Here is a 16,224-nt window from a genome sequence, read left to right as displayed (position 1 = left end):
AAGCGAATCTCATGAATAGGGAAAATGATACATACAATCTCGTGCTTAATCAGCTGAAAGGGATGGAGCAGCAATTTCAAGAAAGAGAATATTTGCTTGATGAGCTTAACTCTTTCCCTTTTGATAATATGAATGATTTAAAATCAATGAATTATACGACCTTAACCCTTCCGAAGGAATTTGGCGAGGCGGGTGTATCACTATCAGAGTTTCTCCGATTTCAAGAACAGATAGCGAAAGGCTGCGGATCTACGGCTCTTTCCATTGGTTGGCATATGGGGATGATACTCGAATTTAGTGAACACCGCCACTGGAATAAAGCTCTAGTGCCGCTTTTGACCAAAGCCATTAAAGAGGGTCATCTGATCAATGCTGCTTCTAGTGAAAGAAATGCGGGAAGTCCTTTGAGGGGAGCTGCATTTAGTACGAGAGCCGAGCGCTCAGCGGATGGGAAGTCGTATCAAGTGACGGGTGTAAAGACGTTTACTTCTATGTCTCCGATGTTAGACTTCTTTTTTGTCACCGCCTCGATCGAAGAGAAAACAGCCGTTTTGTTAATTCCAAGAGATACGCCAGGTGTTTCCATCAAAGAAACATGGGACAGTGTAGCAATGAGGGGAACAGCCAGCCATGATTTAGTTTTGGACGCGGCAGAAATTCCTTCCGATTACATCATCGAATATATAAATGAGGAAAGTAAAAAACGGAGAAAAGGGTGGATGCTGCATATTCCAGTCTGTTATTTAGGGATTGCTGGCGCTGCAAGGGACTATGCTGTTCGTTTTGCGGCATCTTACACTCCATCAAGTCTCGACCATCCGATTGGCAAGCTTCCGAATGTCCAGCAATTGATAGGCGAGATAGAAATGAAACTTATCTCTTCCAGGCAATTTCTTTACAGGGTAGCAGAAGAATATGACCGTTTGCCAAACGAAGATTTCAAAACAGAAATGGCGGCAGTAAAAACATTTGTAACTAACCAGGCCATAGAAGTGGTGGATCTCTCCATGCGAATTGTCGGAGCGAGAAGCCTTTCTGAGAAAAATCCGCTGCGCAGGTATTATCAAAATGTCAGAGCGGGACTCCATAACCCGCCAATGGACGATATTACTTTGAAGATGCTTGCTGACCAGGCCATCAAAGAATGTCAACACACATCCATATAGGGACTGCTTAAAAGCAACAAGAACAGCTGTTATAAGGCTGAACTTGTTGCTTTTTTTATCGTTTTAAGTCTTTTGGCAAGTAAGGCGGCATAATCATATTTCCTAATCATCTGCATACATTGAATAAAAAGGGAGGAATAAAGGGGGAGTGATCAATGGAAAACATTTTTGCCTATTTGCCGGAAACTCTTCGAAACCCTATCCTAAACCTGCCATCCTCCACCAGGAATGAGATAGAAGAAATAAGAGTGAGAATTGGTCAGCCGTTAGAAGTGATCGCGAAATCGGCTAGTTTTCTTCCGCATATTGTGACGCCGGAAGAAGGACAGTCGCTGATCAATAAATTAAGCAAACATTCTTTTTACGCTCTTGATGAAGAGTTAAGGCGAGGATATATAACCATTGAGGGAGGGCACAGAGTCGGCTTGGCCGGGAAAGTCATTCTTGAAAACAGTCGAGTGAAAGCCATTCGCCACCTGTCTTCTTTCAATATACGTGTAGCCAGAGAAAAGATTGGCATCAGTGAACCGCTGCTTCCTTTTTTATTTGAAAAAGAGTGGAGAAGCACGCTGATTATCGGAGCCCCTCAAACGGGCAAGACAACCATGCTGCGAGACCTGGCACGCATTGCATCAAGCGGAATGGATACGTTTCCTGTTCCTCCGCGTAAAGTGGGGATTATCGATGAGAGATCAGAAATAGCTGGATGCGTGAGAGGAATCCCGCAATTAGATGTAGGAATGAGGGCCGATGTACTAGATGCCTGTCCTAAAGCCGAAGGGATGATGATGATGATCCGTTCGATGAGTCCAGATATTTTAGTAGCCGATGAAATTGGCCGTCAAGAGGATGGACAGGCAGTAGCTGAAGCTGTAAATTCTGGCATTAAGCTCATGGCTACCGCTCATGGAAACAGCCTGGAAGAAGTCATGAAACGGCCGATGTTAAAAGCCATTATTGAAGAAGGTGCCTTTAAACGATTTGTTGTTTTGTCTTATTTGCCGGATGGGAGACGCGGATTCAGTCTTTTTAATGATCGCGGACAGCGCCTGGTGGAACTGAAGGGAAAAGGAACATGAAATGGCTGGGAGCATGTATCATTCTCATTGCTTCCTTTTGGATTGGGCTTGAGCAGTCCAGGAAATTATCAGAGCGCCCAAGGCAATTAAGAATGCTGAAGTCGGCATTAAAGTCCTTTGAGGCAGAAATTGTCTTTGGCTATACCCCGCTTCACGAATCATCAAGAAAGCTTTCAGAAAGGCTGCCTTCACCAATTGCAGACATCTTTTCCTCGTTTGCGGTACTGTTAACGACGTCGGAAATGGACGCGAAAGAAGCGTGGAAGCAAAGTGTCGCAGCCGTTTGGCCTAGAACGGCTTTAAAACCATCTGAATATGACATTTTGGTTGAATTTGGTGAAACACTCGGCCGCTACGACCGGCAAACGGAGCAAAAGCACATTCTTTTAGCTCTTACTCATATCGAACGCTGTGAGGAAGAAGCCATTGAGAAGCAAAGACGGTATGAAAGCATGCTGAAAAGCCTAAGTGTGCTGGGGGGCTTGCTCTTGATTCTATTATTATTTTAGGAAAAAGGCTAAGTTTAACAGCTATTATTTGGCAGATGGAGGGCTCAGGATGGGGATAGATGTAGATATTATCTTTAAAATTGCCGGAGTTGGGTTAGTGGTCGCTTTCCTCCATACGATCTTAGATCAAGTGGGGAAAAAGGAATATGCCCAATGGGTCACGCTTTTTGGATTTCTATATATTTTGTTTATTGTGGCCACTGTGGTAGAGGAATTGTTTGACAAGATTAAATCAGTATTTTTATTTCAATGACGGGGGAGAAAAACCATTGAAATCGTACAGATAGCTGCAGTCGTTCTTGTTACTGTTTTTTTAGTCATTCTGCTGCAAGAGCAGCAGCCGGCATTTGCGTTTTTGCTGGTGCTGTTCGTGGGGTCTGGAATCTTTTTAGTATTAGCAGATAAGCTGTCAGAAATTATTTTTATGATTAAAAAGCTGGCTTCACATGCAGGGGTGGAATTTGTCTATGTGGAGACGATGCTCAAAATAATCGGCGTAGCTTATATTGCGGAGTTTGCTGCGCAAATAACGAAAGATGCGGGTCAAGAGGGGCTGGCGGCTAAGATGGAGCTTGCCGGAAAAGTTGTGATTCTATCAATGGCGGTGCCGATTCTGTCTCTTCTTATAGAGACGATTTTATCGATGCTGACAGGGAAGTGACAAGTTTCAAATGGTGGTGGACAAGATGCAGCAATGGATGAAGATCATATTACTGATAGCTTTCCTTTTCTTTGCAGTAAACAGCGCACACGTCTCGGCGCAAAGTGAAGAACAGACCTCTGGCATAAACGAAGTCGCCGAAGAACAGCTTGAGAAACTGGGCTTGGACGAGCTCTCGCTGCATTGGGAGAAAATGCTGAAAACCTATGGGGGTTATTTGCCTGAAACGGAGCGCAAAACGTTATGGGATTTCATTCAAAGTGAAGAGCCTTTCTCGATTGGGGCTTGGATCAAGGGGTTTGTCAATTTCATCTTTCATGAGCTTGCAGTGAACGGGAAGCTTTTGGGATCGCTTATTCTTTTGACGGTCTTTTCCGTGTTTCTTCAAACCCTGCAAAATGCATTTGAAGAAGGAACGGTAAGCAAGACAGCGTATGCGGTTGTGCTGATGGTGCTGTTTATTCTTGCTTTAAACAGCTTTCGTTTAACGATGGAGTATGCAATGAATGCAGTCGATCATATGGTTCAGTTTTTAGTGGCGCTTCTCCCCATATTGCTGTCGCTCTTAGCAGCATCAGGAGGAGCTGCTTCCGCAGCCGTCTTTCATCCAGTGCTCTTGTTTTTAATGAATATCAGCGGCGTGCTCGTGCAGAAGATCGTACTTCCATTGTTATTCCTATCTACTTTGCTTGGAGCTGTAAGCCTCCTGTCAGACAACTATAAAGCGACCCGCCTTGCAGATCTGCTCCGTACAGCTGGGGTGGGGATATTAGGAACGTTTATGGCTGTCTATTTGGCTGTCATATCCGTGCAAGGGACGGCAGCAGCTGTAACGGACGGACTGGCGATCCGAACGGCTAAATTTTTTGCTGGAAATTTCATCCCAGTGATCGGGAAGCTGTTTACAGAAGCAGCGGATACCGTTATGAGTGCGTCATTATTGCTGAAAAATACAGTGGGGATCGCAGGTGCGGGCATTTTGTTTTTAATCGTGGCTTTCCCTGCTTTAAAAATATTGGTGCTGATATTGATTTATAAAGTGGCTGCGGCCATTCTGCAGCCGCTCGGAGGCGGTACGGTCGTCAAATGCCTGGATTTAATCAGTAAAAATATGACTTATGTGTTTGCTGCACTGTCTATCGTGTCTTTTATGTTTTTACTAACGATCGCCATATTGGTGGCAGCAAGCAATTTAACGATGATGGTGCGTTAAAGGGAGTGTGCCTATGGGATTCATCTCTGACTGGATAGTAAATGTCATCGCTTTTATACTTTTGGCAGCAGTCATTGACCTTTTGCTGCCCTCATCTGAATTTCAAAAATACGTCAAGCTGGTTCTCGGCCTGCTTCTCGTGATGGTCATGCTGTCACCGCTATGGAAATTAATGTCTGTTGATGTAGGAGCAGAATTTCAGCGCTGGACAGAAAGGCAATCTTCCGGCAATCAGCTCAATGATCACATCATGAAACAGACGACTGACCTGCAAGTGACGAATGAAATGCTGATCGTTAAACAAAGTGAGGAGAGTTTAAAAGAAATGGCAGAAACGGAAGTGAAAGAAAAATTCAACCAAACCATTGCAGGAATTGATATTAAAATAGATCAATGGAAACAATCGCTTCCAGAAAGTTTAAAACGAGTGGATGTCTATGTGTCGAATGGGGAGGCTGTGAATGCCCCGAACGCTATTCAAGAAATTGTGATCGATTCATCTGTTCAGACACAAAGCAAAAAAGAAGTTCATCCAGAGCTTGTCTCGTTTCTTTCAAAAAAGTGGAATATTCCAGAGGAACAGTTGAATATTCTAATGATAGAGGAGGGGGACAGCCTTGAGTGATCGTAAAAAAAAGCTAGATTGGCTGCAGTCCTGGTTCCCGTCAAAAAAAAATAACGAAGGAGGGGCTTCTAACAAAACAAAATGGCTGGTGATTGCCGCTGCTTTTGGAATCATGTTTATGCTGATCAGTGATGTGATGGAGAAAAACGAACCTCTTGATAGCGAATTTTCAGAAGCAGCCGACAATGTAGAAACGTTCGGTTTACAAAAGAAACCGGAAGCCAAGCCGGAGAAAGATTATGAATCTATGTATGAACAGGAATTAAAGTCGGCGCTCGAGGAAATGGCTGGCGTCAGCAATGTAACGGTCGTTGTCAACATAGAAGCCTCTGAGAAAAAAGTGTTTGAAAGGAACGTCACCGTCAAGTCTCAGCAGACAGGTGAAACCGATCAAAAAGGTGGAGAACGAACAATTGCCGACCAGACAAAAGAAGAAGAATTAGTAATCGTAAAAGGCGGCAATGGCGATGCGCCCGTTGTACAAGAAGTGAAAAAGCCCAAGATAAGAGGCGTATTAGTCGTAGCTGAAGGGGTCGAGAATGTTCGAGTGAAAAGGTGGGTCATCGAAGCGGTCACCAGGGGGTTAGATGTCCCTAGTCACCGAGTGGCAGTGATGCCGAAAAAATCAAAGGGGGATTTATAAATGCTATTAAAAAAACAAACCGTATGGCTATTGACGATGCTGAGTTTAGTCGTCGTTCTATCTGTCTATTATGTTACTTCACCACAGCAGATGTCACCGGAAATGGTCTCTAAAGAAAAAGAGGCGTTGACGACTGAAGCAGGCACAGAAGCAAAAGACGGGGAAGCGCTGAAAGAAACGAAGGGTGCTCTTAACGAAGAAGCCCAAATTGTCACAGAATCCGCTGGTGATGAAGCGTTTGATTTGCTTCGCATTGAACTGCAGGATGAAAGAAATAAATTAAGAGAAGAATTGACAGCGAAAGTAGCGTCAGCGGACTTGCCTGCTGAAGAGAAAAACACAGCCTATGACCGCATGGAAAAACTGACAGAGCTTGCAACGAAAGAAAATGTATTAGAAACGTTAATTAAATCTAAAGGTTACCAAGATGCTTTAGTTCGCGCTGACGGTGAAAACATTAAAATTACCGTGAAATCAGAAGATCATTCTGCAGCGAAAGCCAATGAAATCATTCGTTTGGCAACGGACGAGCTGGGGAAAAACCAATTGATTGCGGTTGAGTTCCAGCCGGTAAAATAATATCGAAATACGAAAAGGCTGACCCAAGATGAGGGTCAGCCTTTTAGATGATCAAGCCGCTTTATTTAAAAGAATACAGGGAAAATGGTTGTGAACGAAAATTATTGTAAACTTCTAAGGTGGAATTGAAAACATTTAGGATTAAAACACAAACATACAATAGGTCTCTTGGAGTGAATTAAAGAAATATTTAAAATTTTTTGGGTTTCATGTTTAAAATCTCTTAAAAAACAGATAGAATAAGTGAATAGAATTTAACCAAAGGGTGAAAGTTGAATTCTATGTACATATTGTCGTAAGATATTAAGAGTTAGTCATAATTAATCAAGGGGTGTCAGAAATGAAAGTACAAGAAATCAGAGAACTTATTAAGCTTGTGGATCAGTCAAACATCGATGAATTCGTCTTTGAAAGCGAAGGAAGCAAAGTAAAAATGAAGAAAAATGCAGGAGTGACTTATACAGCCGTTTCTGAAGCGCCGGCAGCTCAGCCAGTGAAAGAAACTCAAGCTGCAGCACCTGTACATACTGAAACGAAACAAGAAGCACCAGCGGTTCAAGAAGCTCCGGCACCGGAAGCTCCAAAGGCTGCGTCAAGTGATGAGAACTTACATAAAATCACTTCTCCAATGGTCGGAACATTCTATCAATCTCCATCCCCTGACCAAGAGGCATATGTGAAACCAGGATCTAAAGTATCTAGCGATTCCGTTGTCTGCATCGTAGAAGCGATGAAGCTATTTAATGAAATTGAAGCAGAAGTTGACGGTGAAATCGTAGAAATTCTTGTTAAAGACGGCCAATTAGTTGAATATGGACAGCCATTATTTTTAGTAAAGCCTGAATAAGGAGAGATCGGAATGATTAAAAAATTATTGATTGCAAACCGAGGGGAAATTGCTGTGCGCATCATCCGCGCCTGCAAAGAACTGGGAGTTGAAACGGTTGCTGTCTATTCCGAAGCGGATAAAGAGGCTCTTCACGTTCAGATTGCGGATGAAGCATACTGTATCGGCCCTACAGCTTCTAAAGATAGTTACTTAAATTTCACAAATATTATCAGTGTGGCCAAGCTTACGAATTGTGAGGCCATTCACCCGGGTTACGGCTTCTTAGCGGAAAATGCTGACTTTGCAGAATTGTGCAGAGAGTGCAACATCACATTTGTCGGCCCAAGTCCGGAAGCGATTACACAAATGGGTACAAAAGACGTTGCCCGCGACACGATGGAAAAAGCAGGCGTGCCGATTGTGCCAGGATCTGACGGGATTATCAAGAACACCGAAGAAGGCATAAAAATTGCCTCAGAACTTGGTTATCCAGTTATTATTAAAGCGACTGCAGGCGGCGGGGGTAAAGGTATTCGCGTGGCTCGCGACCAGCAGGAGCTTGAAAAAGGCATCAATATGACCCAGCAGGAAGCAGCTACGGCATTTGGAAATCCGGGCGTATATATCGAAAAATTTATTGAAGATTTCCGCCATGTTGAAATTCAAGTCCTTGCTGATACGCATGGAAATGTGATTCACTTAGGAGAGCGTGATTGTTCGATTCAGCGCCGTATGCAAAAGCTGCTTGAAGAAACACCTTCACCTGCTTTAGATCAAAACATTCGCGCCCAAATGGGAGATGCAGCTGTTAAGGCAGCTCAAGCAGTTGATTATACAGGTGCAGGTACGGTAGAATTTATATATGATGAACCTAACAATAAATTCTATTTCATGGAAATGAATACACGAATCCAAGTAGAGCATCCTGTAACAGAAATGGTAACAGGCGTAGACTTAATTAAAGAGCAGGTTCGTGTAGCTTCAGGTGAAACATTAACACTTCAACAAGAAGATGTGGAGTTTAACGGATGGGCAATTGAGTGCCGGATTAATGCGGAAAATCCTGAGAAGAACTTTATGCCTTCTCCAGGCAGAATTGAAGCTTATCTGCCTCCAGGAGGATTTGGCGTGCGTGTAGACTCTGCCGCTTATCCAGGATATATGATCCCGCCATTTTACGATTCTATGATTGCTAAACTGATCACGTATGGTGCAACTCGCGAAGAAGCGATCGCCCGTATGAAGCGTGCATTAAGCGAGTTTGTCATCGAAGGGGTTCATACAACCATTCCTTTCCACTTGAAATTGCTTGAACATGACAAGTTTGTTGAAGGAGATTTTAACACCAAGTTCCTTGAAATTTATGAAGTGATGAAATCATAAATATAAAAAATCCGGGGGTGTTGGTTATGGCAGAAAACAGCCAAGTAATGAACCAAGTATTAGAAATGAGCAATGGAGAAAATGGATTAGGCAAAATCGAAATTGCTCCTGAAGTAATTGAAGTTATTGCCGGGATTGCTGCTTCTGAAGTCGAAGGCGTAGAAAAAATGCGCGGCAGCTTCGCTTCAGGTGTGGTAGAGCGACTAGGGAAGAAAAACCACGGAAAAGGCGTTCGCGTCGACTTAACAGATGATGGCATCAAAGTAGATGTTTACTGTGTCATCGCATTCGGTGTATCTATTCCAACAGTAGCTCAAAAAATCCAAGACAGCATTCGCCAAGCGCTTTTGAACATGACAGCGCTAGAGGCAGATGAGGTCAATATCCATGTAGTAGGCATTCAGTTCGAAACAAAAAATACTGAAAGCGATTACTTGCCGGAAGCATAATGAAAAAACCAAAGGAATTTTCCTTTGGTTTTTTTATTTATATAGTTTTTTTTCATTAGAACCGTGCGCCACCTTTTCAATATGTGCTATTATCTTTTTATAATGCAAAACGCAGAAGGAGTTTAAACGAATGAAAAGACGTACAGCACGTGAAAAGGGGCTTCAAGCTCTTTATCAAATGGATATGAGCGGCGCCGCACCAGAAGATGCCTTAGAGAATGTTCTTGAAGGAGAACCAGTTGATGAGTATTTGAAGATCCTTATTACAGGAACAACTGACAATTTAAATGAAATTGATGAATTAATAAAATCTAACTTAGAAAAATGGTCCTTTGACCGTTTAGCGAAAGTAGACCGCAATATTTTGCGATTAGCTATTTATGAAATGAAGTATTCCGATGATGTGCCTGCCAAAGTGGCGATCAATGAAGCGGTTGAATTAGCTAAATACTTCAGTGATGAGAAGTCCAGCAAGTTTATAAATGGTATTTTGTCTAAAGTAAAAGAAACAATCGAATAACTGTAAATGGAAGGGAGCCTGACGAATGACAGTAATCATTGATGGAAAAGCAATTGCTAAAGACATTCGATTAGAACTAAAAGAAGAGATTAATCAACTGAAGCAAGAGGGAGTGACGCCCGGGCTTGCGGTGATACTTGTTGGAGAAGATCAGGCTTCACAGACTTACGTAAGAAACAAAGATAAAGCATGTGCCGAAGTTGGCATTCACTCAGAGATTTATCGTTATCCTGCGGAATTGACAGAAGCTGAGCTGCTGAGTAAGGTGGACGAACTGAACAAAGATGACAATATCCATGGCATTTTAGTTCAGCTTCCGCTTCCTTCTCATATCTCTGAAGATAAAGTAATTGACGCTATCTCTCCTCTGAAAGATGTGGATGGATTTCACCCGGTAAATGTCGGGAAAATGTCGATCGGCAAGGATGCCTACTATTCTTGTACGCCGTACGGCATCATTAAAATGCTGGAAAAAGAAAATATTTCACTAGAAGGAAAACATGTCGTCGTGGTTGGCAGAAGCAATATCGTTGGAAAGCCAGCGGCGTTGCTCTCTTTAAAAGAAAGTGCAACCGTCACCGTTTGTCATTCTAAAACGAAGGATCTTTCTTCCTTCACTAGACAAGCAGATGTAGTGATTGCTGCTGTAGGAAAGGCGAAGTTCCTTAAAGCAGACGATTTTAAACCAGGAGCGATTGTGATCGATGTCGGCATGAACCGCGATGAGGAAGGCAAGCTCTGCGGAGACGTCGATTTTGAAAGCGCGAAAGAAGTAGCAGGAAGAATCACGCCTGTACCTGGAGGCGTAGGCCCTATGACGATTACGATGCTTCTTTTTAACACAGTGAAATCTGCCAAGCTTCATGCGGCAAAAGCTGTTTTTTGAGAAACATTTCGTCCATGAATAGTTGAGCTGAACTTTAGCAGCAACCAAGAATATTAAAAGCTGTCTTTCTAAGTTATAATGGAAAGACAGCTTTTTAGCTTTAATCAGAAAAGGTGGAGTATATGGATATCGAGCGCTACTTAACTGTAAAAGCTTTAACCAAATACATAAAAAGAAAATTTGATGCCGATCCTCATTTGACCAATGTGCTTGTTAAAGGGGAGCTTTCGAATGTGAAAAGACATTCAAGCGGGCATATGTATTTCACATTAAAAGATCAGCATGCCCGCATTCTGGGCGTGATGTTTGCGTCGGCTAACCGCTCACTGAAGTTTCAGCCCGAAAACGGCATGGAAGTGCTGGCTAAAGCGGACGTGACTGTGTATGAAGCCGGCGGCCAATACCAGTTGTATGTTCATGACATGCAGCCAGATGGAGTAGGAGCGCTTTATCTCGCATATGAGCAATTAAAACAAAAGCTTGAGAAGGAAGGACTCTTCGCAGAACAGTTAAAGCGACCGCTGCCGCGATATCCTAAAGCAGTCGCGGTGATCACTTCTCCGACAGGCGCAGCAGTGAAAGATGTCATCACGACCATAAAGCGCCGCTACCCTCTTGCCAAACTGCTCATCTATCCAGCCCTCGTTCAAGGAGATCAGGCGGCGCCATCTGTCGTATCCGCGATCCAAAAAGCCAATGCCGATAATCAGGCAGATGTGTTAATTGTGGGCCGGGGCGGAGGCTCCATAGAAGAGCTGTGGGCCTTCAATGAAGAGCAAGTAGCAAGAGCCATTCGTGCGTCTCATCTTCCGGTCATCTCTGCTGTTGGTCATGAAACAGATTTCACCATTGCAGACTTTGTCGCCGACAGGCGCGCTCCGACACCGACAGGCGCAGCAGAAATAGCGGTTCCCCATCTAGAAGAGGTGCTTGAAAGAGTCGGAACGAGAAAAATGAGAACGATACGAGCGATGTCTGAAAAATTGCAGCGAGAAAGAAAGAGACTCGATCATGCAAAGAACACTTATATCATGAGGAACCCGCAATCATTGTACCGTCAGCAGGCTGAAAAACTTGACCGCATGACGGATCAATTAACTAGAGAACAGCTTATCTATATGAAACAAACCAAAAGCAGTCTTGATCAAATCACAGCCCGCTTGCATCGAAATCACCCAGGTCAACAGCTGAATCTGGCGAAAGAACGCTTGAACCGGACAGCTCAACTATTGACGAAAGAGATGAAAGTGAGGATAAAATATAAAGAGGATGCATTTAGGCAAAAGATGTCGGTGCTGCACGCCTTAAGTCCGCTGACGATTATGGAGCGGGGATATAGTTTAGTGTATCAGGACAGCCACAAGCTCTTAAAGTCAGCAAAACAAGTAAAGACCGGTGATTCGATTACCGTTCAAATGACAGATGGCAGCATGAACTGCCAAGTGCAAACAATTGAGGTGAATAAGGATGAAAAATAAAGAATTAACGTTTGAAGAAGCCATGGATCAACTTGAAGTCATCGTGACGAAGCTTGAAGAAGGAGATGTCCCGCTAGAAGAAGCATTAAGCTATTATCAAAAAGGAATGGAGTTATCTGCCTTTTGCCATGAAAAGCTTAAATCTGCAGAAGAACAGATGGTTAAGCTAATGACGGACAATGGAGAAGAAGATTTCAACATTGGTGAGGGGGAGTAGAGGTGGGGTTGAATTTAACCGATTTTATGAAAGAGCATGCCTTACTCCTAGATCATGAACTGAAACAGTCCATCGCAGATCTTCATACGCCGGAAACATTAAAACAAGCGATGGATTATTCCTTGCAGGCAGGAGGGAAAAGAATACGCCCCATGCTGCTGTTTGCCGTAATGGCTTCTTTTCATCAAGATACGAAGAAGGGTCTCCCTGCTGCCATAGCGCTCGAAATGGTGCATACCTACTCTTTGATTCATGATGACCTTCCAAGCATGGATGATGATGATTTGCGAAGAGGCAAGCCAACAAACCATAAAGTCTTTGGCGAAGCCATTGCGATCTTAGCTGGGGATGCCTTGCTGACGTATGCCTTTCAAGTGATTGCCCAATCGCCTTATTACAGCAGTGAATTGAAAGTGCAATTGATCCAATGGTTTTCAGAAGCGTCCGGGCCTCTCGGGATGGTAGGCGGCCAGGTGGCTGATCTTGAAGGGGAAAATAAATCACTCACGCTTTCTGAGCTTGAATATATCCATGTCAATAAAACCGGTCGCTTGCTTGCTTACAGTGTAATGGCTGGCGCGCTGATTTCAGGAGCCGACCAGCACCAGCTGAACTGCTTAAAAAAGTATGCCCACCATATTGGTCTTGCTTTTCAAATCCAAGACGATATTTTAGATATTGAGGGAACGGAAGAGAAGATTGGCAAGCGCGTCGGCAGTGATGAATCGAATCAAAAAAGTACATACCCTGCACTTCTCACGATGGAAGGTGCGAAAGAAAAGCTGAATGAACATCTCCTGCTTGCTCAACAAGCGATGGATGAACTGAATATGGATGTTCCGCTGCTGCGGCAGCTGGCGGAATTAATAGCAACAAGAGATCAATAAACACAGATATTGGCTTAAATTGTTGGATTTAGCTTCATATGTTATAATGACTATACTATTTTGTGGAAAAAGCGCCGTTATCACGCTCAGTGTTAGCGGCTCTTTTTCCACATGTCTTAGAAAATGTCCGTTTAAACCTTTTAATGAACGTACAGAATGTTGAGTAAAATAGATCAAACGTTATAATAGAGACAACTAATTAAATGACACAGTAATGAAAGTGAGTGATCCTATTGGATCTTTTATCCATTAAAGAGCCTTCTTTTTTAAAAGAATTGTCTTTGGATGAATTGAATGAATTAAGTGCAGACATCAGACAATTTTTAATTGAGAAGCTATCTAAAACGGGCGGGCATATTGGACCCAACCTTGGGGTAGTTGAATTGACTATCGCTTTGCACCGTTGTTTTAACAGTCCAGCGGATAAAATATTATGGGATGTCGGACATCAGTCTTATGTCCATAAAATCCTAACTGGCCGGGCTGATCAATTTGATACATTGAGACAGTATAAAGGGTTATGCGGTTTTCCTAAAACGGCAGAAAGTGAGCATGATGTCTGGGAAACGGGGCATAGCTCGACTTCACTTTCCGCTGCAATGGGCATGGCGATTGCGAGAGATTTGAAGCAAGAGGATACACATATTATTCCCGTAATTGGCGATGGTGCGTTAACAGGCGGAATGGCCTTAGAAGCGCTCAACCATATCGGCCATGAAAAGACGAATATGATTGTGATATTAAATGATAACGAAATGTCTATTGCCCCGAATGTCGGCGCGCTTCATCATGTGCTTGGACGCTTGCGCACGGCAGGAAAATATAATTGGGTGAAAGATGAACTCGAGTCTTTCCTGAAAAAGATTCCGGCGGTTGGCGGAAAAATGGCCCAGACAGCTGAACGGCTGAAAGACAGCTTAAAATATTTATTTGTATCTGGCATGTTCTTTGAAGAATTGGGCTTCACTTACCTCGGTCCAATCGATGGGCATAATTTTGAAGAGCTTCAAGAACATCTTCAGTATGCGAAGAAAACTGAAGGACCTGTTCTTATTCATGTGATTACTAAAAAAGGCAAAGGATTTCAGCCTGCTGAATTAGATAAAAAAGGAACATGGCATGGGACGGGCCCATATAAAATGGAAACGGGCGATATTATCAAGCCGGCAAACCAGCCTCCAGCTTGGAGTGCGCTTGTCAGTGAAACCGTTAGAGAGGTTGCTCGGACGGACAAGCGGGTTGTGGCGCTAACTCCCGCAATGCCAGTGGGCTCTAAGCTTTTGGGATTTGCAGAAGAATTTCCGGAACGAATGTTTGATGTAGGGATCGCCGAACAGCATGCCGCAACCGTGGCGGCAGGACTGGCTACACAAGGGATGAAACCATTTCTTGCCATTTACTCTACGTTCTTACAGCGGGCCTATGATCAAGTGGTTCACGATATATGCCGGGCAAACTTGAATGTATTTATCGGGGTTGACCGTGCAGGACTCGTCGGAGCGGACGGAGAAACGCATCAAGGGGTATTTGATATCGCATTTTTAAGGCATCTGCCTAACATGGTGCTCATGATGCCGAAAGATGAGAATGAAGGCCAGCACATGGTGAAAACGGCGCTATCCTATGACGACGGTCCGATTGCCATGAGATTTCCACGCGGCAATGGCTTAGGTGTCAAAATGGATGAAGAGCTGAAAGAAATTCCGATTGGCACATGGGAAGTGTTGAAGGAAGGCAGTGACGCAGCCATTTTAACTTTCGGTACGACTATTCCTATGGCGATGGATGCTGCAGAAGAAATGGAAGCGCGTGGATTGTCTGTCAAAGTCATCAACGCACGCTTTATTAAGCCATTAGATGCGGATATCCTTTTGCCTCTTTTAAAAGCCAATATGCCGATCTTAACCATTGAAGAAGCGGTGCTGCAAGGCGGTTTCGGCAGTGCGGTTATCGAATTTGCTCATGCGCATGGATGCCATTCATCTGTGGTTGAGTGCATGGGAATACCGGATAAATTTGTGGAACATGGCAGTGTAAATCAGCTGCTCGCGGAAATTGACTTGACGAAAGAGGAAGCAGTTAGAATACTGGCCAATATCATACCAAAAAAACAGAAAAGAGCATAAGAATGAAAGTAAAGAAAGAACGAATAGATGTATTACTTGTAGAACGCGGATTAATTGAAACAAGGGAAAAAGCGAAGCGGGCCGTGATGGCTGGCCTCGTGTATTCTAACGAAGAGCGGCTGGACAAACCGGGAGAAAAAATTCCTGAAGATGCACCGCTTCAAATCAAAGGAAATACGCTGCGATATGTCAGCCGAGGCGGATTAAAGCTTGAGAAGGCACTAAATGAATTTGATGTGGAAGTAAAAGATAAGATTATGATCGACATTGGATCTTCTACCGGCGGATTCACGGATTGTGCTCTCCAAAATGGAGCGAAGACTTCTTACGCACTGGATGTAGGCTACAACCAGTTAGCCTGGAAACTTCGCCAGGATGAACGCGTGACGGTAATGGAAAGAACAAATTTCCGGTATGTCACTCCAGCTGATCTTGAGAATGGAATGCCAGACTTTGCGACCATTGATGTATCTTTTATCTCTCTTTCGCTCATTTTGCCTGTGCTCAAAACGTTGCTTGTGCCAAACAGTGATGTAATTGCTTTAATAAAGCCGCAGTTTGAAGCGGGAAAAGATCAAGTCGGCAAAAAGGGCATTGTCCGTGATCCGAAGATCCACCAAGCGGTCATTGAAAAGATTATGGATTTATCATTAACACTTGGCTATGATATAAAAAATCTTTCCTTTTCGCCAATCACGGGCGGAGATGGAAATATTGAATTTCTCATTCATTTAAATTGGCCAGGCCACAAGGAAGAGCCAGGAAAAAATGAGCTAGTCTTCACACCCGAAGATGTGGTGTCTACGGCTCACGAAGAACTGAAGCAGAAAAAGAACTCTTAAAGGTAAAAGCTATTTCATCTCGAATGGAATAGCTTTTTCTAGTGTGCCCGGCATGGGTGTAATCTATAGGGTGAGAGTCCCGAACTGTGAAGGCAGAAGTAGCGGTTAGCTTAACGCAAGGGTGTCCGTGGT

Annotated in this window: 19 protein-coding genes; all 19 read left to right on the top strand. The window is 43.5% G+C overall.

The features are described 5' to 3' along the window. The first annotated feature begins 11 nt into the window (after nt 1-11). The 19 genes from JOC78_RS16750 to JOC78_RS16660 all read left to right on the top strand — a co-directional run bounded on the left by JOC78_RS16750 (nt 12) and on the right by JOC78_RS16660 (nt 16,092). The gene (locus tag JOC78_RS16750; protein WP_204558374.1) at nt 12-1,166 is read left to right on the top strand and encodes an acyl-CoA dehydrogenase family protein; all 1,155 of its coding nucleotides are present in this window, start codon (nt 12-14) and stop codon (nt 1,164-1,166) included. Between the two features lie 155 nt (nt 1,167-1,321). Then, nucleotides 1,322-2,245: a stage III sporulation protein AA gene (gene spoIIIAA / locus JOC78_RS16745; RefSeq protein ID WP_204558373.1), complete on the top strand. Its 924-nt coding sequence runs from the start codon at nt 1,322-1,324 to the stop codon at nt 2,243-2,245. Further along, nucleotides 2,242-2,754, top strand: a complete 513-nt coding sequence (gene spoIIIAB / locus JOC78_RS16740) for a stage III sporulation protein SpoIIIAB (RefSeq protein WP_204558372.1) — start codon at nt 2,242-2,244, stop codon at nt 2,752-2,754. The genes spoIIIAA and spoIIIAB overlap by 4 nt, the downstream gene beginning before the upstream one ends. 49 nt (nt 2,755-2,803) lie before the next feature. Then, on the top strand, nt 2,804-3,007 hold the full coding sequence (gene spoIIIAC / locus JOC78_RS16735; RefSeq protein WP_204558371.1) for a stage III sporulation protein AC: 204 nt from the start codon (nt 2,804-2,806) through the stop codon (nt 3,005-3,007). A 21-nt stretch (nt 3,008-3,028) separates the two neighbouring features. Continuing rightward, nucleotides 3,029-3,415: a stage III sporulation protein AD gene (gene spoIIIAD / locus JOC78_RS16730; protein WP_204558420.1), complete on the top strand. Its 387-nt coding sequence runs from the start codon at nt 3,029-3,031 to the stop codon at nt 3,413-3,415. A 25-nt stretch (nt 3,416-3,440) separates the two neighbouring features. Beyond that, complete coding sequence (gene spoIIIAE / locus JOC78_RS16725; protein WP_204558370.1) at nt 3,441-4,628, top strand: stage III sporulation protein AE; 1,188 nt, start codon at nt 3,441-3,443, stop codon at nt 4,626-4,628. A 13-nt stretch (nt 4,629-4,641) separates the two neighbouring features. Then, nucleotides 4,642-5,253, top strand: coding sequence for a stage III sporulation protein AF (spoIIIAF, locus tag JOC78_RS16720; protein WP_204558368.1), 612 nt, complete (start codon nt 4,642-4,644; stop codon nt 5,251-5,253). Beyond that, nucleotides 5,246-5,896, top strand: a complete 651-nt coding sequence (gene spoIIIAG / locus JOC78_RS16715; protein ID WP_204558366.1) for a stage III sporulation protein AG — start codon at nt 5,246-5,248, stop codon at nt 5,894-5,896. Before spoIIIAF ends, spoIIIAG begins: the two co-directional genes overlap by 8 nt. Continuing rightward, complete coding sequence (locus JOC78_RS16710) at nt 5,897-6,475, top strand: SpoIIIAH-like family protein (protein WP_204558364.1); 579 nt, start codon at nt 5,897-5,899, stop codon at nt 6,473-6,475. 340 nt (nt 6,476-6,815) lie between these two features. Further along, on the top strand, nt 6,816-7,322 hold the full coding sequence (gene accB, locus JOC78_RS16705; protein ID WP_204558362.1) for an acetyl-CoA carboxylase biotin carboxyl carrier protein: 507 nt from the start codon (nt 6,816-6,818) through the stop codon (nt 7,320-7,322). A gap of 12 nt (nt 7,323-7,334) precedes the next feature. Then, entirely contained in the window at nt 7,335-8,687 is a 1,353-nt protein-coding gene (gene accC, locus JOC78_RS16700) for an acetyl-CoA carboxylase biotin carboxylase subunit (protein WP_204558360.1), read from the top strand. Nucleotides 8,688-8,713: 26 nt separating this feature from the next. Further along, complete coding sequence (locus JOC78_RS16695) at nt 8,714-9,136, top strand: Asp23/Gls24 family envelope stress response protein (RefSeq protein WP_204558358.1); 423 nt, start codon at nt 8,714-8,716, stop codon at nt 9,134-9,136. 130 nt (nt 9,137-9,266) lie between these two features. Then, nucleotides 9,267-9,656 carry a transcription antitermination factor NusB gene (gene nusB, locus JOC78_RS16690; protein WP_204558356.1) on the top strand — a complete coding sequence of 130 codons (390 nt, stop codon included), beginning with the start codon at nt 9,267-9,269 and terminating at the stop codon, nt 9,654-9,656. A 25-nt stretch (nt 9,657-9,681) separates the two neighbouring features. After that, on the top strand, nt 9,682-10,542 hold the full coding sequence (gene folD, locus JOC78_RS16685; protein ID WP_204558354.1) for a bifunctional methylenetetrahydrofolate dehydrogenase/methenyltetrahydrofolate cyclohydrolase FolD: 861 nt from the start codon (nt 9,682-9,684) through the stop codon (nt 10,540-10,542). Nucleotides 10,543-10,664: 122 nt separating this feature from the next. After that, the gene (gene xseA, locus JOC78_RS16680; protein ID WP_204558353.1) at nt 10,665-12,020 is read left to right on the top strand and encodes an exodeoxyribonuclease VII large subunit; all 1,356 of its coding nucleotides are present in this window, start codon (nt 10,665-10,667) and stop codon (nt 12,018-12,020) included. Then, the gene (locus JOC78_RS16675) at nt 12,010-12,237 is read left to right on the top strand and encodes an exodeoxyribonuclease VII small subunit (protein ID WP_204558351.1); all 228 of its coding nucleotides are present in this window, start codon (nt 12,010-12,012) and stop codon (nt 12,235-12,237) included. Before xseA ends, JOC78_RS16675 begins: the two co-directional genes overlap by 11 nt. A 26-nt stretch (nt 12,238-12,263) precedes the next feature. After that, entirely contained in the window at nt 12,264-13,124 is an 861-nt protein-coding gene (locus tag JOC78_RS16670) for a polyprenyl synthetase family protein (protein WP_204558419.1), read from the top strand. A gap of 233 nt (nt 13,125-13,357) precedes the next feature. Continuing rightward, nucleotides 13,358-15,250 carry a 1-deoxy-D-xylulose-5-phosphate synthase gene (dxs, locus tag JOC78_RS16665; RefSeq protein ID WP_204558349.1) on the top strand — a complete coding sequence of 631 codons (1,893 nt, stop codon included), beginning with the start codon at nt 13,358-13,360 and terminating at the stop codon, nt 15,248-15,250. A 2-nt stretch (nt 15,251-15,252) separates the two neighbouring features. After that, on the top strand, nt 15,253-16,092 hold the full coding sequence (locus tag JOC78_RS16660; protein WP_204558347.1) for a TlyA family RNA methyltransferase: 840 nt from the start codon (nt 15,253-15,255) through the stop codon (nt 16,090-16,092). Nucleotides 16,093-16,224 lie beyond the last annotated feature (132 nt).

The organism is Bacillus ectoiniformans (genome assembly GCF_016908875.1).
GTDB lineage: Bacteria > Bacillota > Bacilli > Bacillales > Domibacillaceae > Bacillus_BX > Bacillus_BX ectoiniformans.
Note: the sequence above shows the minus strand (reverse complement) of the source record. Positions and strands in the feature narration are given on the sequence as shown.